The 17,477-nt window shown below is 54.5% G+C and carries 14 protein-coding genes; 6 read left to right on the top strand and 8 right to left on the bottom strand.

The features are described from left to right. The 5 genes from carB to folA all read left to right on the top strand — a co-directional run. The coding region (gene carB / locus VH187_RS02960; RefSeq protein WP_329699988.1) for a carbamoyl-phosphate synthase large subunit at positions 1-2,228 on the top strand (2,228 nt) is incomplete at its 5' end. A 187-nt stretch (positions 2,229-2,415) separates the two neighbouring features. Then, positions 2,416-2,649 (top strand): YgdI/YgdR family lipoprotein, encoded by a 234-nt coding sequence (locus VH187_RS02955; protein WP_329699987.1) that lies wholly within the window; start codon positions 2,416-2,418, stop codon positions 2,647-2,649. Positions 2,650-2,754: 105 nt separating this feature from the next. After that, the gene (gene kefF, locus VH187_RS02950; protein WP_329699986.1) at positions 2,755-3,285 is read left to right on the top strand and encodes a glutathione-regulated potassium-efflux system oxidoreductase KefF; all 531 of its coding nucleotides are present in this window, start codon (positions 2,755-2,757) and stop codon (positions 3,283-3,285) included. Beyond that, positions 3,278-5,143, top strand: coding sequence for a glutathione-regulated potassium-efflux system protein KefC (gene kefC, locus VH187_RS02945; RefSeq protein ID WP_329699985.1), 1,866 nt, complete (start codon positions 3,278-3,280; stop codon positions 5,141-5,143). The genes kefF and kefC overlap by 8 nt, the downstream gene beginning before the upstream one ends. Positions 5,144-5,255: 112 nt before the next feature. After that, on the top strand, positions 5,256-5,735 hold the full coding sequence (gene folA / locus VH187_RS02940; protein ID WP_329699984.1) for a type 3 dihydrofolate reductase: 480 nt from the start codon (positions 5,256-5,258) through the stop codon (positions 5,733-5,735). Positions 5,736-5,807: 72 nt separating this feature from the next. Here the strand turns inward: folA and apaH are convergent, their stop codons facing one another. The 6 genes from apaH to lptD are packed head-to-tail and all read right to left on the bottom strand — an operon-like array spanning position 5,808 to position 12,538. Beyond that, a complete protein-coding gene (gene apaH / locus VH187_RS02935) occupies positions 5,808-6,656 on the bottom strand; it encodes a bis(5'-nucleosyl)-tetraphosphatase (symmetrical) ApaH (RefSeq protein ID WP_329699983.1) in 849 nt (282 codons plus the stop codon). Between the two features lie 4 nt (positions 6,657-6,660). After that, a complete protein-coding gene (gene apaG, locus VH187_RS02930) occupies positions 6,661-7,038 on the bottom strand; it encodes a Co2+/Mg2+ efflux protein ApaG (protein ID WP_329699982.1) in 378 nt (125 codons plus the stop codon). 3 nt (positions 7,039-7,041) lie between these two features. Beyond that, complete coding sequence (gene rsmA, locus VH187_RS02925) at positions 7,042-7,863, bottom strand: 16S rRNA (adenine(1518)-N(6)/adenine(1519)-N(6))-dimethyltransferase RsmA (protein WP_329699981.1); 822 nt, start codon at positions 7,861-7,863, stop codon at positions 7,042-7,044. Beyond that, positions 7,860-8,849 (bottom strand): 4-hydroxythreonine-4-phosphate dehydrogenase PdxA, encoded by a 990-nt coding sequence (gene pdxA / locus VH187_RS02920; RefSeq protein WP_329699980.1) that lies wholly within the window; start codon positions 8,847-8,849, stop codon positions 7,860-7,862. Before pdxA ends, rsmA begins: the two co-directional genes overlap by 4 nt. Beyond that, positions 8,849-10,135, bottom strand: a complete 1,287-nt coding sequence (gene surA, locus VH187_RS02915) for a peptidylprolyl isomerase SurA (protein WP_329699979.1) — start codon at positions 10,133-10,135, stop codon at positions 8,849-8,851. Before surA ends, pdxA begins: the two co-directional genes overlap by 1 nt. Positions 10,136-10,189: 54 nt before the next feature. Beyond that, on the bottom strand, positions 10,190-12,538 hold the full coding sequence (lptD, locus tag VH187_RS02910; protein WP_329699992.1) for an LPS assembly protein LptD: 2,349 nt from the start codon (positions 12,536-12,538) through the stop codon (positions 10,190-10,192). A gap of 261 nt (positions 12,539-12,799) precedes the next feature. On the opposite strand from lptD, the gene djlA reads away from it, so the two are divergent. Next, on the top strand, positions 12,800-13,615 hold the full coding sequence (djlA, locus tag VH187_RS02905; protein WP_329699978.1) for a co-chaperone DjlA: 816 nt from the start codon (positions 12,800-12,802) through the stop codon (positions 13,613-13,615). 234 nt (positions 13,616-13,849) lie between these two features. Here djlA and rluA read toward each other — a convergent pair whose 3' ends face one another. Both rluA and rapA read right to left on the bottom strand, forming a co-directional pair. Beyond that, entirely contained in the window at positions 13,850-14,509 is a 660-nt protein-coding gene (rluA, locus tag VH187_RS02900; protein ID WP_329699977.1) for a bifunctional tRNA pseudouridine(32) synthase/23S rRNA pseudouridine(746) synthase RluA, read from the bottom strand. 10 nt (positions 14,510-14,519) lie between these two features. Continuing rightward, a complete protein-coding gene (rapA, locus tag VH187_RS02895) occupies positions 14,520-17,426 on the bottom strand; it encodes an RNA polymerase-associated protein RapA (protein WP_329699976.1) in 2,907 nt (968 codons plus the stop codon). Between the last annotated feature and the right edge of the window lie 51 nt (positions 17,427-17,477).

Below are 17,477 nucleotides of genomic sequence, written 5' to 3'. Positions count from 1 at the left end.
ACGAACTGATGAACGACATCACCGGTGGCCGTACGCCAGCCTCGTTTGAACCGTCCATCGACTACGTTGTGACAAAAATCCCTCGCTTCAACTTTGAGAAGTTTGTGGGCGCGAACGACCGTCTGACCACGCAGATGAAGTCCGTCGGCGAAGTGATGGCGATTGGTCGCACCCAGCAGGAGTCCTTACAGAAAGCGCTGCGCGGCCTGGAAGTCGGCGCGACCGGTCTGGATCCGAAAGTGAACCTGGACGACCCGGAAGCCCTGACCAAAATTCGCCGCGAGCTGAAAGACGCCGGTGCCGAACGTATCTGGTATGTGGCCGACGCTTTCCGCGCGGGCCTGTCCGTCGACGGCGTGTTCAACCTGACCAACATCGACCGCTGGTTCCTGGTACAGATTGAAGAGCTGGTGCGCCTGGAAGAGAAAGTGGAAGAAATCGGCATCACCGGCCTCGACCACGACTTCCTGCGCATGCTGAAGCGTAAAGGCTTTGCCGATGCGCGCCTGGCTAAACTGGCTGGCGTTCGCGAATCCGAAGTTCGCAAGCTGCGCGAGCAGTACAAGCTGCACCCGGTTTACAAACGCGTGGATACCTGTGCGGCGGAGTTCTCCACCGACACCGCCTATATGTACTCCACCTATGAAGACGAGTGTGAAGCCAACCCGAATAACGACCGCGATAAAATCATGGTGCTGGGCGGCGGGCCAAACCGTATCGGCCAGGGTATCGAGTTCGACTACTGCTGCGTTCACGCCTCGCTGGCGCTGCGCGAAGATGGCTATGAAACCATCATGGTCAACTGCAACCCGGAAACCGTCTCCACCGACTACGACACTTCCGACCGCCTGTACTTCGAGCCGGTCACCTTCGAAGACGTGCTGGAAATCGTCCGCGTTGAGAAGCCTAAGGGCGTCATCGTGCAGTACGGCGGCCAGACTCCGCTGAAGCTTGCGCGTGAGCTGGAGGCCGCAGGCGTGCCAATTATCGGCACCAGCCCGGATGCGATTGACCGCGCCGAAGACCGCGAGCGTTTCCAGCATGCGGTTGACCGCCTGAAGCTGAAACAGCCTGCGAACGCCACCGTAACGACTATTGAAATGGCGGTAGAAAAAGCGGCACACATTGGCTATCCGCTGGTGGTGCGTCCATCCTACGTGCTGGGCGGCCGCGCAATGGAAATCGTCTATGACGAAGTCGATTTACGCCGCTACTTCCAGACCGCGGTTAGCGTGTCCAACGATGCGCCGGTGCTGCTGGACCGTTTCCTCGACGATGCCGTAGAAGTGGACGTGGACGCGATTTGCGACGGCGAAACCGTGCTGATTGGCGGCATTATGGAGCACATCGAGCAGGCGGGCGTACACTCCGGCGACTCCGCATGTTCTCTGCCGGCCTACACGCTGAGCCAGGAAATCCAGGACGTTATGCGCCAGCAGGTGCAGAAGCTGGCCTTTGAACTACAGGTTCGCGGCCTGATGAACGTGCAGTTTGCGGTGAAAGATAACGAAGTCTACCTGATTGAAGTCAACCCGCGCGCCGCGCGTACCGTGCCGTTTGTTTCCAAGGCTACCGGTATGGCGCTGGCGAAAGTTGCGGCGCGAGTGATGGTCGGGCAAACGCTGGTTGAGCAGGGCATGACGAAAGAAATCATCCCGCCTTACTACTCGGTGAAAGAAGTGGTGCTGCCGTTCAACAAGTTCCCGGGCGTTGACCCGCTGTTAGGGCCAGAAATGCGCTCTACCGGGGAAGTGATGGGCGTTGGTCGCACCTTCGCGGAAGCCTTTGCGAAAGCGCAACTCGGCAGCAGCTCCACCATGAAGAAGCAGGGCCGTGCGCTGCTCTCCGTGCGTGAAGGTGACAAAGAGCGTGTGGTTGACCTGGCCGCGAAACTCTTGAAGCAGGGCTTCGAGCTGGATGCGACCCACGGCACCGCTGTCGTGCTGGGCGAAGCGGGCATTAACCCGCGTCTGGTGAACAAGGTGCATGAAGGTCGTCCGCACATTCAGGACCGTATCAAGAATGGCGAATACACCTACATCATCAACACCACCGAAGGGCGTCAGGCGATTGAAGATTCCAAGCTGATTCGCCGCAGCGCGCTGCAATACAAAGTGCACTACGACACCACCCTGAACGGCGGTTTCGCAACAGCCATGGCGCTGAACGCGGATGCCACCGAGAAGGTGATTTCGGTGCAGGAAATGCACGCACAAATAAGTAAATAATCTCGCTGTAGGCCGGGGCAGGCGTAGCCGCCACCCGGCAATATTGACCGGCGGCGCTCTGCCGCCGGGTCTACAAAACACCCTGCTTCAGTTAAGAACCTTCTGGTTTCCCATCTGCGTTCAGTCAGTTAGCCTAAAATGGTTAGACAGATAATCATTCATAAACTGAAGAGCACGGGAGAACACCATGCGTAACCACCTTTTAGTCACCTCACTTTTTGCCGCCGCAGCACTGTTTACCGTAGCCGGCTGTTCCTCTAATCAGGCGGTGAAAACCACCGACGGTAAAACGATCGTCACCGACGGTAAGCCAGAAGTAGACAGCGATACCGGTCTGGTGTCCTACAAAAATGCTGAAACAGGCAAGACTGAGCAGATTAACCGCGATCAGGTTAAATCGATGGGTGAATTAGATAACTAGTTCAGAATTCCCCGATTAGCCCGTCAAGATTATTGACTATTAGCCTGTTGAATTACTGACTACACTCTTTGGTGAAAAGAAGGCAGTAAAACAACAGGCTAATTCATGATCTTAATTATTTATGCGCACCCTTATCCGCAGCATTCGCATGCGAATAAGCGGATGCTTGAGCAGGCAAGGGACATCGACGGCGTAGAAATCCGTTCGCTTTATCACCTCTACCCTGATTTTAATATCGACATCGCCGCGGAACAGGAAGCGCTTTCCCGCGCTGATCTGGTTATCTGGCAGCATCCTATGCAGTGGTACAGCATGCCGCCGCTGCTCAAACTCTGGATCGACAAAGTGCTTTCTCACGGCTGGGCCTACGGGCACGGCGGCACGGCGCTGCGTGGCAAAAGCCTGATGTGGGCGGTCACGACCGGCGGCGGTGAAGATCACTTTGCCATTGGCAACTTCCCGGGATTCGAAATTTTGGCGCAGCCGCTGCAGGCCACGGCGTTGTACTGCGGCCTGAAATGGCTGCCGCCTTTTGCTATGCATTGCACTTTCATCTGCGATGACGAAACGCTGGTCGCTCAGGCACGGCACTACAAACAACGTTTGCTCGAGTGGCAGGAGGTGCGTCATGGATAGTCATACGCTGATTCAGGCGCTGATTTATCTCGGCTCGGCGGCGCTGATTGTGCCGATTGCGGTGCGACTCGGGCTCGGATCCGTGCTTGGTTATCTGATTGCTGGCTGCATCATCGGGCCGTGGGGTTTTCGTTTGGTGACCGATGCCGAAGCCATTTTGCACTTCGCGGAAATTGGCGTGGTGTTGATGCTGTTTGTCATTGGTCTTGAGCTTGATCCGCAACGACTATGGAAACTACGCGCCTCGGTGTTCGGCGGCGGGATGCTGCAAATGGTGGCCTGCGGCGTGCTGATTGGCGTGTTCTGTATGCTGCTCGGCCTCGACTGGAAAGTCGCGGAGCTGATTGGCTTAACGCTGGCGCTTTCTTCTACCGCCATTGCGATGCAGGCGATGAATGAGCGCAATCTCACGGTGTCGCAGCTTGGGCGCAGCGCATTTGCTGTGTTGCTGTTCCAGGATATCGCGGCGATCCCGCTGGTGGCGATGATCCCGCTGCTGGCGGCAAGCGGGGCGTCCACCACACTGGCGGCATTTGGCCTGTCGGCGTTGAAAGTGGCGGCGGCGTTGTTGCTGGTTATTCTGCTTGGACGCTATGTCACTCGGCCTGTTTTGCGTTTTGTAGCCCGTTCTGGCCTGCGAGAAGTGTTCAGCGCCGTGGCACTATTTTTGGTTTTCGGTTTTGGTTTATTGCTCGAAGAAGTCGGCTTGTCGATGGCGATGGGCGCATTTTTGGCAGGCGTTTTGCTGGCAAGCTCCGAGTACCGTCATGCGCTGGAAAGCGATATCGAGCCGTTTAAAGGGCTGCTGCTGGGGCTGTTTTTCATCGGCGTTGGGATGTCTATCGACTTCGGTACGCTAGTGACGCACCCACTGCGCATTCTCATTTTGTTGGCTGGTTTCCTGATCATCAAAGCCGTCATGTTATGGCTGATTGCCCGTCCGCTCGGCGTGCCGAAAGCGCAACGCCGCTGGTTCGCGGTGCTGTTAGGGCAGGGCAGTGAATTTGCATTTGTGGTGTTTGGCGCAGCGCAGATGGCGAAAGTGCTCGACCCTGAATGGGCGAAAGCGCTGACGCTGGCGGTGGCACTGTCGATGGCGGCAACGCCTATTTTGCTGGTGCTGCTATCGCGGATGGAAAAAAATGCCAGTGGCGATGAGCGCGAAGCCGATGAAATTGACGAAGAGCAGCCACGGGTAATCATCGCCGGGTTCGGCCGTTTTGGGCAGATAACCGGGCGTCTGCTGCTGTCCAGCGGGGTGAAAATGGTCATTCTCGATCACGATCCGGACCACGTCGATACGCTGCGTAAATTCGATATGAAGGTCTTTTACGGCGATGCGACACGTGTCGATATGCTGGAATCAGCTGGCGCCGCTCACGCAGAAGTGCTGATTAACGCCATCGACGATCCGAAAACGAACCTCGAGCTGACGGAGCTTGCCAAAGAACATTTTCCGCATTTGCGAATTATTGCCCGTGCGCGCGATATCGATCACTACATCCAACTACGTCAGGCGGGCATTGATGCGCCTGAGCGTGAAACGTTTGAAGGCGCGTTGAAGTCAGGTCGCATGGCGCTTGAAGCGTTGGGGCTTGGTGCGTATGAAGCCCGCGAACGCGCCGATGTGTTCCGCCGTTTCAACGTCAGAATGGTTGAAGAGATGGTGGATATGGCCGAAGAAGACGATGCTTCCTTCGCGGCGGTGTTCAAACGCACCAGCGCGATGCTGACCGATATTATTAATGAAGATCGCAGTAATATGTCGCTCATTCAACGCCACGGCTGGCAGGGAACGGAAGAAGGGAAACACACCGGAAACCCGGCAGACGAACCTGAAACGAAACCTTCGGCTTAACGGGCACTTAGCAAGAAGACGAAAATATTTCGTCTTCTTTACTCTACCGCCAGTCGACGAAGGATTATGCTTTCCGTATAGTGGCGGCAATTTTTACATCCGGGATATTTAAATGATCAGTCTGATTGCGGCGTTAGCGGTGGATCGCGTTATTGGCATGGAAAACGCCATGCCCTGGGACCTGCCTGCCGATCTCGCCTGGTTTAAACGTACGACGTTAAACAAACCAGTGGTAATGGGTCGCCTGACCTGGGAATCCATTGGCCGCCCGTTGCCGGGGCGTAAAAATATCGTCATCAGTAGCAAGCCGGGTACTGACGATCGCGTAGTGTGGGTCAAATCCGTTGATGAAGCCGTTGCTGCCTGTGGCGATGCGGAAGAAATCATGGTGATTGGCGGCGGTCGCGTGTACGAGCAGTTCCTGCCGAAAGCGCAGCGCCTGTATCTGACGCATATTGATGCAGAAGTGGAGGGGGATACCCATTTCCCGGATTACGATCCGGACCATTGGGAATCAACGTTCAGCGAGTTTCATGATGCCGATGAGCAGAACTCTCACAGCTATTGTTTCGAAATTTTAGAGCGTCGTTAAAATTGTAGCCCCGGCAAGCGTAGCGCCGCCGGGGAAAATGCCTGATGGCGCATTACGCATCAGGCCATTCTGTTAAGAAGCGACCGCTTCGTTCTCACCCAAATCGAGATGACGATTCGACGGCTGGGTGAAGATTTTCTTATCTTCCCAACGCAAGCATGTCAGATCCCCGCCCCAGCAGCATCCGGTGTCCAGACCGTAAATCCCTTCTGGCGTACCTTTACCTTCAAGCGATGCCCAATGACCGAAAATCACGCTGTACTCTTGCGTGACCGGACCCGGGATGGCAAACCATGGTTTCAGCGGTGCGGGTGCGTTTTCCGGCGACTCTTTGGTGTACATATCGAGCTGCCCATTCGGGAAACAGTAGCGCATACGCGTGAAGGCATTAGTGATAAAACGCAGTCGTGCCAGGCCTGACAGTTCCGGCGACCAGTGATTCGGCAAATCGCCGTACATTGCATCGAGGAAGAAAGGGTAAGAGTCGCTGCATAAAACTGCTTCAACATCGTGGGCGCAGAGTTCGGCGGTGTCGAGATCCCATTGCGGGGTGATCCCGGCGTGCGCCATCACCAGCTTTTTCTCTCTGTCGACCTGCAACAGTGGCTGGCGACGTAACCAGTTCAGTAATTCGTCAGCGTCGGGTGCTTCGAGCAGCGGCGAGAGCCTGTCTTTCGGCTTGTTACGGCTGATCCCGGCGAAGACCGCCAGCAGATGCAGATCGTGATTACCGAGAACCAGACGGACGCTATCCCCGAGAGATTTCACATAGCGCAGCACCTCGAGCGAGGCCGGGCCACGGGCAACCAGATCGCCTGTCAGCCACAGCTCGTCTTGCCCCGGGGTAAACTCTACCTGCTTTAATAACGCGATCAGTTCATCGTAGCAGCCGTGAACGTCGCCAATAAGGTATGTGCTCATTTTATCAATGGATGAGAGCTGGCACGGCCAGACGGAAAACGGGAATATCGATGCTGAACGGTTTGCCGTCAGCGTCGATCATTTCATAGTGACCCTGCATGGTGCCGAGCGGGGTTTCCAGCACGGCACCGCTGGTGTACTGATATTCATTGCCGGGTTCAATGTGCGGTTGAACGCCAACCACACCTTCACCCTGCACCTCGGTTTCACGACCGTGTCCGTTGGTAATCAACCAGTAGCGCCCAAGTAGCTGCACCGATCCTCGCCCAAGATTGCGAATCGTGACCGTATAGGCAAAAACATAGCGCTCATCATCCGGTGAGGATTGAGACTCAATGTAGACGCTTTGTACCTGGACACAGACGCGGGGCGAATTGATCATGGTTTAGCTCTCCTTCGGGGACGCATTTTCTGACAGCCAGTTTGCCATCCGGCAATACTGAGCCACAGAGATATTTTCTGCACGCATCGTCGGATCAACGCCAAGTTCAGTCAACAACTCGACAGAGAAGATATTGCCGAGGCTGTTGCGAATGGTCTTACGGCGCTGGTTGAACGCTTCGGTGGTGATTCGGCTTAACATGCGAACCTCTTTCACCGGATGCGGCAGCGTGGTGTAAGGCACCAGACGAACCACGGCAGAATCCACTTTCGGCGGTGGCGTAAAGGCGGTTGGCGGTACTTCCAGCACAGGGATAATGTTGCAGTAGTACTGCGCCATCACGCTCAATCGACCATACGCCTTACTGTTTGGCCCTGCAACCAGACGATTGACCACTTCTTTTTGCAGCATAAAGTGCATGTCGGCAATGGCATCAGTATAGCTAAACAGGTGGAACATCAGCGGGGTAGAGATGTTGTACGGCAGGTTACCGAACACGCGCAGTGGCTGGCCTCGTTCCTTCGACAGTGCGCCGAAGTCCATGGTCATGGCATCTTGCTGAAAAATCGTCAGCTTTGGCCCGAGGAACGGGTGCGTTTGCAAACGAGCGGCCAGATCGCGGTCGAGCTCGATGACGGTCAGTTCATCCAGACGTTCGCCAACCGGTTCGGTCAGTGCAGCAAGACCGGGGCCGATCTCAACGATCGCCTGACCTTTCTGCGGATTAATGGCCGAAACGATGCTGTCGATAACAAACTGATCGTTGAGGAAGTTTTGCCCGAAGCGTTTACGGGCTAAGTGGCCCTGATGGACTCGATTATTCATTTAGAGTTAACAATCATTTTGATGGCGAGATTAAGCGCCGTAATAAAACTGCCGACGTTCGCTTTTCCCTGGCCCGCAAGTTCAAGCGCGGTGCCGTGGTCAACGGACGTACGGATAAAAGGTAAACCGAGCGTGATGTTCACAGCGCGGCCGAATCCCTGGTATTTTAGCACGGGCAGGCCCTGATCGTGGTACATTGCCAGCACCGCATCGGCATGGTCGAGATATTTCGGCTGGAACAACGTATCCGCCGGTAGCGGCCCACTCAGATTCATGCCCTTCGCACGCATTTCCTCAAGCACCGGAATGATGGTGTCTATCTCTTCCATCCCCATATGCCCGCCTTCACCTGCATGCGGATTCAGCCCACACACCAGAATATGCGGTTCACGGATGCCAAATTTTGTCCGCAGATCGTGATGAAGGATAGTGATTATCTCACGCAGCAAATCGGGTGTTACCGCATCGCTAATGGCTTTCAGCGGCAGATGAGTCGTCGCTAGCGCCACTCGTAGCTCTTCTGTTGCCAGCATCATCACGACTTTGCGGGTGTGCGAGCGCTCTTCGAAGAATTCGGTATGACCGGTAAACGCGATACCTGCATCGTTGATGATGCTCTTTTGCACCGGTCCGGTAATCAATGCCGCGAATTCGCCTTCAGTGCTGCCATCACAAGCGCGCGCCAGTGTTTCCACCACATACGGGCCGTTCAGAACGTTAAGCGTGCCTGGGATAACGGGAGCCTGAAGGGTGACAGGAAGGAGAGTTAAGGTTCCGGCTTTTTGCGCCACAGGAGTCTGTGAAGCGTCGTAGGGCAGGAGCGTTAACGGCAAACCGAGCATTGCTGCCCGGTTTGTCAGAAGCGTTTCATCGGCGCAGACCACCAGTTCCACAGGCCAGTCAAGCTGAGCCAGTTGTACCACGAGGTCTGGGCCAATCCCGGCGGGTTCGCCGGGCGTGATAACCACACGTTGGGGTTGTATCATTAGTTGCTCAGAATTTTGACGTACGCGCTGGCACGTTGTTCCTGCATCCAGGTTGCAGCTTCTTCAGCAAACTTACGGTTCATCAGCATGCGGTACGCTTTGTCTTTCTGCGCAGCATCGGTGCGGTCAACGTTACGGGTGTCCAGCAACTGGATCAGGTGCCAGCCGAACGAAGAGTGAACCGGAGAACTGATTTCGCCTTTGCTGAGTTTCATCAGCGCATCGCGGAACGCAGGATCGTACATGTCTGGCGTGCCCCAGCCTAAGTCTCCGCCCTGGTTCGCTGAACCTGGATCCTGAGACAGCTCTTTCGCTGCTTTATCGAAGCTGGTTTTGCCGCTCTTAATATCAGCCGCCACTTCTTCCAGTTTCGCGCGAGCCTGGTCGTCAGTCATAATTGGCGACGGTTTCAGCAGGATGTGACGGGAATGCACTTCCGTAACCGAAATATTCTGGCTCTGACCACGCAGGTCGTTCACTTTCAGAACGTGGAAACCGACACCGGAACGGATTGGGCCGACAACATCGCCTTTCTTCGCCGTGCTCAGCGCTTGTGCGAAGATGGATGGCAGTTCCTGAATACGACCCCAACCCATCTGACCGCCTTTCAGCGCCTGTTGGTCTGCGGAATAGGTGATCGCGAGCTTACCGAAATCGGCACCTTTGTTCGCCTGATCGACGATAGAACGTGCCTGAGTTTCAGCTTCACTTACCTGATCGGAAGTCGGGTTTTCTGGCAGTGGGATCAGAATATGGCTCAGATTCAGCTCGGTGCTGGCATCGTTCTGGTTGCCAATCTGTGACGCCAGTGCATCAACTTCCTGCGGCAGAACGGTGATACGACGACGCACTTCGTTATTACGCACTTCAGAGATGGTCATCTCTTTACGGATCTGCGCACGGTAAGTGTTGTAGTTCATCCCATCGTAAGCCAGACGGCTACGCATCTGATCCATCGACATATTGTTTTGCTTAGCGATGTTTGCGATGGCCTGATCAACTTGATCGTCCGTCACTTTTACGCCCATTTTCTGGCCCATTTGCAGGACGATTTGGTCCATGATCAAACGTTCCAGAATCTGGTGACGCAGTGTGGCGTCATCCGGCAACTGCTGACCAGCCTGATTGGCGTTTCCTTTAACGGATTGCATCAAACTATCGACGTCACTTTCCAGTACAACGCCGTTGTTCACGACGGCTGCTACTTTATCGACAACCTGTGGGGCAGCGAAACTGGTATTCGCGACCATGGCGATACCGAGAAGCAGCGTTTTCCAGTTCTTCATACTCTTTCCATTTCAATTAACCGCAAAAGCGGATTACGTTTCTAAACTGTGGCGTTACAAAGAGCTTTGATACGGCATTATGCTCGAGCGCAGCATCTGTTGAGTGCCGAGGCCATAGTTAGAGCTCAGGCCGCGCAGTTCAATATTGAAGCCGATGACGTTATCGTATACGCCCTGGACATTTTTCGAATCCCAACCGTTGAGCTTACGCTCATAACCGAGGCGAAGGGCATAACAGCACGAGTTGTACTGCACACCCAACATTTGATCGGCTGGCTTATTGGCGTTGGTGTCATAGTAATACGCACCGACCACCGACCAGCGATCAACCACTGGCCAACTGGCTGTCATACCGACCTGGGAAATCCCGTCTTTGTACTGTTGCGCCGTGGAGTATGAAGGCAGTGTGGCCTGAATATACTCCGGGCTGGCGTAACGGTAATTCAACTGGACTAAACGGTTTTCATCACGGCGATACTCGACGGTTCCGTTACCGGTCGCAACGTTATCCAAACGGGTATCGTACTGAATGCCACCGCGCAGACCCCATTGATCACTCATGCGCCAATAGGTATCACCGGCCCATACCAAAGAGCCTTTCTGATCGCTTGAAGTCCAGTCGGCACCTTCATCCCCGGTACGTGTTGGGGTGAAGTAGTAGATTTGACCCACAGAAACGTTAAAACGTTCAACTGCGTTTTCATCATATACACGAGACGTAACGCCCGTGGTCACCTGATTCGCCGAGGCGATACGGTCCAGGCCGCTGTAAGTACGGTCGCGGAACAAGCCGCTGTAGTCCGACTGCAGGAGTGTGGAGTCGTACGGCAGAATGTCGCTTTGGTCTTTATACGGGACATACAGGTACTGTACGCGTGGCTCAAGCGTCTGAGTGAAGCCCTGTGACCAGTCCATATCGCGCTCAAAGACCATCTTACCGTCGACTTTGAACTGCGGCAGTACGCGGCTAACGGACTCTTTCAAATCAGTACCATAGCGCGTGTTGTACCAGTCGACATCTTCCTGCTGATAATGTGTGGCCATCAGCTTGGCTTCGGTATCAATACTGCCCCAGCCGTTAGACAGTGGCAGATCGATAGTCGGCTCAAGGTGGACACGCGTCGCTTCTGGCATGTTGTCGTTGGTATTGACGAAATGCACTACCTGACCATAAACGCGCGTGTCGAACGGACCCACGTCATTTTGATAGAAGTTGACGTCAAGCTGTGGCTGAGCGGCGTAAGAATTCGAATTTTGAGTATCAAAGACCTGGAACTGCTTGCTTGATACCGTCGCGTTAAAGTTCTCGACGAAATAGCCAACGCTGAATTTCTGCGTGGCGTAGCCGTCGGTACTTGAACCGTACTTAGAATCGAAATCGTTGAAGTAGTGTGTGTCACTGACCTTGGTATAGTCGGCGTTGAAGCGCCATACCTGGTCCAGAACGCCTGCGTGACGCCAGTAGAAGAGCCAGCGACGGCTATCGTCTTCTCCCGGATAATCATCTTCGTAGACTTTATCTTTATTCAGATAATCGAATTCGAACAGGCCCGAACCGGCTTTGGTCAGATAGCGGAATTCATTCTGCCACTGAATATCACCACGCTTTTCCATATAGTGCGGCGTAATGGTGGCATCGAAGTTCGGGGCAATGTTCCAGTAGTACGGCAGATAAAATTCAGTGCCGTTGTTGCTACTGTATTTCGCGTTCGGGATAAGGAAACCAGAGCGACGCTTGTCACCAATCGGCAATTGCAGATAAGGGCTATAGAACACCGGCACTGGGCCAAGCTTAAAGCGAGCATTCCAGATCTCGGCGACTTGTTCTTCGCGATCCTGAATGACTTCACTGCCGACAACGCTCCAGGTATTTGAACCAGGCAGGCAGGAAGTAAACGTGCCGTTATCGAGAATGGTGTAACGGTTTTCGCCGCGCTGTTTCATGACGTCGGCGGTGCCACGACCCTGACGGTCTACCATCTGATAATCGCCTTTCCAGACGTTCGTATCTTTGGTATTCAGGTTTGACCAGGCTTTAGGACCTTTCAGGATCACCTGATTATCGTCATAGTGTACATTGCCCAGAGCATCCACGGTGCGAACCGGATCCGCCTGACCAGGCGCTTGCTTCTGATGCAACTGCACTTCATCTGCCTGTAAGCGGCTGTTACCCTGATTAATATCGACATTGCCGGTAAATACGGCATCATCAGGGTAATTCCCTTTGGCATGATCGGCGTTGATGGTGACAGGCAGGCTATTAGTATCCCCCTGTACCAGCGGACGGTTATAGCTTGGTACCCCCAGCATACATTGTGATGCGAGGTCGGCCGCCGCGCCCTGTTGACTATACAGAGCACTGGCGATCAGGGTAGCCAGAAGGGTGGGAATACGTTTTTTCATACGTTGTATTTGTTGTTCCGTCATCTGTGGCTTCGCGGCTTGCAAACGGTCTGAGACTAACGTACTCATCGTTAACGCGCCAGTGTTTATCCTGTCGCGTTGAGTCAGTGGCGTTAGGCGCCGTGTAGAATGACGAGTATGATAAAGCAAATTATAGGTTATGTCCTGCACTGACCATCAGGTCATCGCAGTGAAAGTCGTCTTTTATCAAGGCGGAAGCCATTACCTGCGGCATGATGATTTTGACTATCCGGGGAGTCTATGCAGTATTGGGGTAAAGTGATTGGTGTGTCCGTGGCGCTCATGATGGGCGGCGGGTTTTGGGGCGCGGTTCTCGGGCTGTTGATTGGTCATATGTTTGATAAGGCGCGCAGTCGTCGACTCAACTTTTTTGCCAACCAGCAAGAGCGTCAGTCGTTGTTCTTTGCCACGACTTTTGAGGTGATGGGACATCTGACCAAATCCAAAGGGCGTGTCACCGAAGCGGATATTCAAGTCGCCAGCATTCTGATGGATCGCATGAACTTACACGGTGAATCCCGCGTTGCAGCGCAGCATGCGTTTCGCGTGGGGAAAGCGGACAACTATCCGCTGCGTGAGAAGATGCGGCAGTTCCGTGGCGTCTGTTTTGGTCGCTTCGATTTAATTCGGATGTTTCTGGAAATCCAGATCCAGGCAGCCTTTGCCGACGGCTCTTTGCATCCGAACGAGCGTGAAGTGTTGTTCGTCATTGCCGACGAGCTCGGTATTTCTCGCGCCCAGTTCGAACAGTTCCTGAAAATGATGCAAGGCGGTGCGCAGTTTGGCGGAGGCTATCAGCAGCAATCGTCCGGCGGCGGCTGGCAGCAGGCGCAGCGTGGTCCAACGCTTGAAGATGCGTGTAATGTGCTGGGTGTGAAATCGACTGACGATGCCACCACGATCAAGCGCGCGTACCGCAAGCTGATGAGCGAACATCATCCGGACAAACTGGTGGCGAAAGGGTTGCCGCCGGAAATGATGGAAATGGCGAAGCAGAAAGCGCAGGACATTCAGAAAGCGTACGAGCTGATTAAAGATCAGAAAGGATTTAAGTAATTTACAGAAGATGGCTCATTACAGTGCCAGATAAAAAGTAAATCCCTCTCTGCATAACGCCGTTGGTTTTAGAACGAGTTACCCGGGGCGACCACCGGGTTTGGCGTCCCTCCGGGAACCAAATCCCGGTGTTTCCCCTAACTCATTGGCTAAAATGAACGGCGTAATCTCTTAAGAGGTTTTTTTAGTGTATGCAACCTTCTCTTATTGGAGAAGGTCTCCGACCGTTGTGAATCAAAAATCCACAGGTGCTTTAAACGTCATGCTATTACCGAATTGCGGATGAGTAATGGTCAGCATTTCTGCGTGCAACAGCAGACGTGGAGCCATCGCCAGCGCTTCTGGTGTGGCGTAGAAGCGATCGCCCAGAATCGGATGTCCCAGCGCCTGCATATGCACGCGTAACTGGTGAGAACGCCCGGTAATGGGTTTTAGTACCACCCGCGCCGTATTGTCATCGGCGTAATCCAGCACTTCATATTCCGTTTGCGCTGACTTGCCTGTCTCGAAACAGACTTTTTGTTTTGGGCGGTTTGGCCAATCACAAATCAGCGGTAAATCGACCAGACCTTCCGCTTTTTCAGGATGTCCCCAAACTCGCGCCTGATACTGTTTCTTCGGTTCGCGTTCGCGGAACTGGCGTTTCAACTCCCGTTCCGCCGCTTTGGTCAGAGCCACTACAATCACGCCGCTGGTTGCCATATCGAGGCGATGTACCGATTCGGCCTGCGGGAAATCACGCTGAACGCGCGTCATCACGCTGTCTTTGTGATCGTCCAGACGGCCCGGCACGGACAACAAACCGCTCGGTTTGTTGACCACCATGATGTGCTCATCCTGATAAAGCACCACCAACCACGGATCCTGTGGGGGATTGTAGGACTCCAGTACCATAACCTTTTCCTTATTGATGCGTGACGACAATCAGTCGCAGTGCATCGAGACGCCAGCCAGCCTGCGCCAGGGCTTCCATTACCTGCTGACGGTTGCTTTCAATCGCTTCCAGTTCGTCATCACGAATGTTCGGGTTGACGGCTTTCAGCGCTTCCAGACGCGACAGTTCGGCACTCAGTTTGTCGTCGGCTTCCTGGCGTGCGGATTCAATCAGCGCTTTGGCGGTTTTTTCGACCTGTGCTTCGCCCTGTTGCAGAATCGCATGCACGTCCTGCTGCACCGCGTTCACCAGTTTGCTGCCGGTATGACGATTCACCGCACTCAACTGACGGTTGAAGGTTTCAAACTCCACCTGCGCCGCGAGGTTGTTGCCGTTCTTATCAACCAGCATACGCACTGGGGTTGGTGGCAGGAAACGGTTCAATTGAAGTTGTTTCGGCGCTTGCGCTTCAACCACGTAAATCAGTTCAAGCAACAGCGTGCCTACCGGTAACGCTTTGTTTTTCAGCAGAGAAATCGTGCTGCTGCCCGTGTCGCCGGAAAGGATCAGATCCAGACCGTTGCGGATCAGCGGGTGTTCCCACGTCAGGAACTGCGCGTCTTCGCGAGACAGTGCTACGTCACGCTCAAAGGTCACCATGCAGCCATCTTCTGGCAGCCCAGGGAAATCAGGCACCAGCATATGATCACCAGGGGTCAGTACAATCAGATTTTCACCGCGATCGTCCTGATTGATACCAATGATGTCGAACAGGTTCATCGTGAAACTGATAAGTCCGGTGTCGTCATCCTGCTCTTCAATGCTTTCTGCCAGAGCCTGCGCTTTTTCGCCGCCGTTGGAGTTGATCTCCAGCAGACGGTCGCGGCCCTGTTCCAGTTGCAGTTTCAGTGCATCGTGCTGATCGCGGCAGGTTTTGATCAACTCATCAAAGCCTTCGGTGTTTTCCGGCGCGGCCAGATATTCGATCAGCTGCGGGTGGACGCTGTCATAAATAGTGCGGCCCGTCGGACAAGTATGCTCAAACGCATCCAGGCCTTCGTGGAACCAGCGTACCAGAACGGATTGCGCGGTTTTTTCCAGATACGGCACGTGGATCTGAATATCGTGCGCCTGACCGATACGATCCAGACGACCGATACGCTGCTCCAGCAGATCCGGGTTGAACGGCAGATCGAACATCACCAGATGGCTGGCGAACTGGAAGTTACGGCCTTCGGAACCGATTTCAGAGCACAGCAGCACTTGCGCACCGGTATCTTCTTCGCCAAACCACGCGGCGGCGCGATCACGTTCAACAATCGACATGCCTTCATGGAACACGGCGGCACGAATGCCTTCACGCTCGCGCAGCACTTGCTCAAGCTGAAGTGCGGTGGCGGCTTTGGCGCAAATCACCAGCACTTTCTGCGAGCGATGGCTGGTCAGGTAACCCATCAGCCATTCAACGCGCGGATCGAAGTTCCACCATGTACCGGTATCGCCTTCAAATTCCTGATAAATCTGCTCCGGATACAACATGTCGCGGGCGCGTTCTTCCGAAGATTTACGAGCGCCCATGATGCCGGAGACTTTAATCGCGGTTTGGTACTGCGTCGGCAGAGGCAGCTTAATGGTGTGCAGTTCGCGTTTTGGGAAGCCTTTCACGCCGTGGCGGGTGTTACGGAACAGCACGCGGCTGGTACCGTGGCGGTCCATCAGCATAGAAATCAGCTCCTGACGCGCGCTGTCTGCGTCGTCACTCCCGCTGTTTGCCGCATGCAACAATGGCTCAATATCTTGCTCGCCGATGAGTTCACTCAGAGCGTTCATCTGCTCATCTTTCAGTTTCTCACCGCTCAGCAGCAGTGAAACGGCATCCGCGACCGGGCGGTAGTTTTGCTGTTCTTCAACGAACTGCTCAAAATCGTGGAAACGGTTTGGATCCAGCAGGCGCAGACGCGCAAAGTGGCTTTCGAGGCCAAGTTGCTCAGGCGTTGCGGTCAGCAGAAGAATGCCAGGAACGCGTTCGGCAAGCTGTTCGATAGCCTGATATTCGCGGCTCGGTGCGTCTTCGCTCCAGACCAGGTGATGGGCTTCATCGACCACCATGATGTCCCACTCGGCGTCGCACAAGTGTTCCAGGCGCTGCTTGCTGCGGCGCACGAAATCCAGCGAGCAAATCACCAGTTGTTCGGTTTCGAACGGATTATCGGTGTCGTGCTGCGCTTCGGCGTAACGGTCGTCATCAAACAGGGCAAAGCGCAGGTTGAAGCGGCGCAGCATTTCGACCAGCCACTGGTGTTGCAGGGTTTCCGGCACGATGACTAGCACGCGTTCGGCCGCGCCAGAGAGCAATTGTTGATGCAGGATCATCCCGGCTTCAATGGTTTTGCCGAGGCCCACTTCATCGGCCAGCAAAACGCGTGGCGCGTGGCGACGACCCACATCGTGGGCGATATGCAGCTGATGTGGGATCAGGCTAGTGCGCTGACCGCGCAGGCCGCTCCACGGCATACGGTACTCTTCGCTTTGATATTTACGTGCGCGATAGCGCAGCGCAAAGCGGTCCATGCGGTCAATCTGCCCGGCAAACAGGCGATCCTGCGGCTTGCTGAAAATCAGCTTGCTGTCGAGCAGCACTTCACGCAGCACCGTGTTTTCTTCTTCGGTATCCAGACGCATGCCGATGTATACCAGCAGGCCGTTTTCTTCTTTTACCTCGTCAACGCGTAACTGCCAGCCGTCATGGCTGGTGATCGTGTCACCTGGATTGAACATCACGCGAGTGATAGGTGAGTCGTTACGTGCGTACAGGCGGTTTTCCCCGACAGCCGGGTAGAGAAGGGTAACCATGCGCGCATCCAGCGCTACTACTGTCCCTAATCCCAGTTCGCTTTCTGTATCGCTGATCCAGCGTTGACCAAGTGTAAAAGGCATATTATTTGGGCTCTATATCTTCGATTGCAGGCAATAAGTGTCCTCCGCGGA

It is taken from the genome of Scandinavium sp., assembly GCF_036271055.1.
Classification (GTDB): domain Bacteria; phylum Pseudomonadota; class Gammaproteobacteria; order Enterobacterales; family Enterobacteriaceae; genus Scandinavium.
This window is presented reverse-complemented; position numbering and strand designations above follow the sequence as displayed.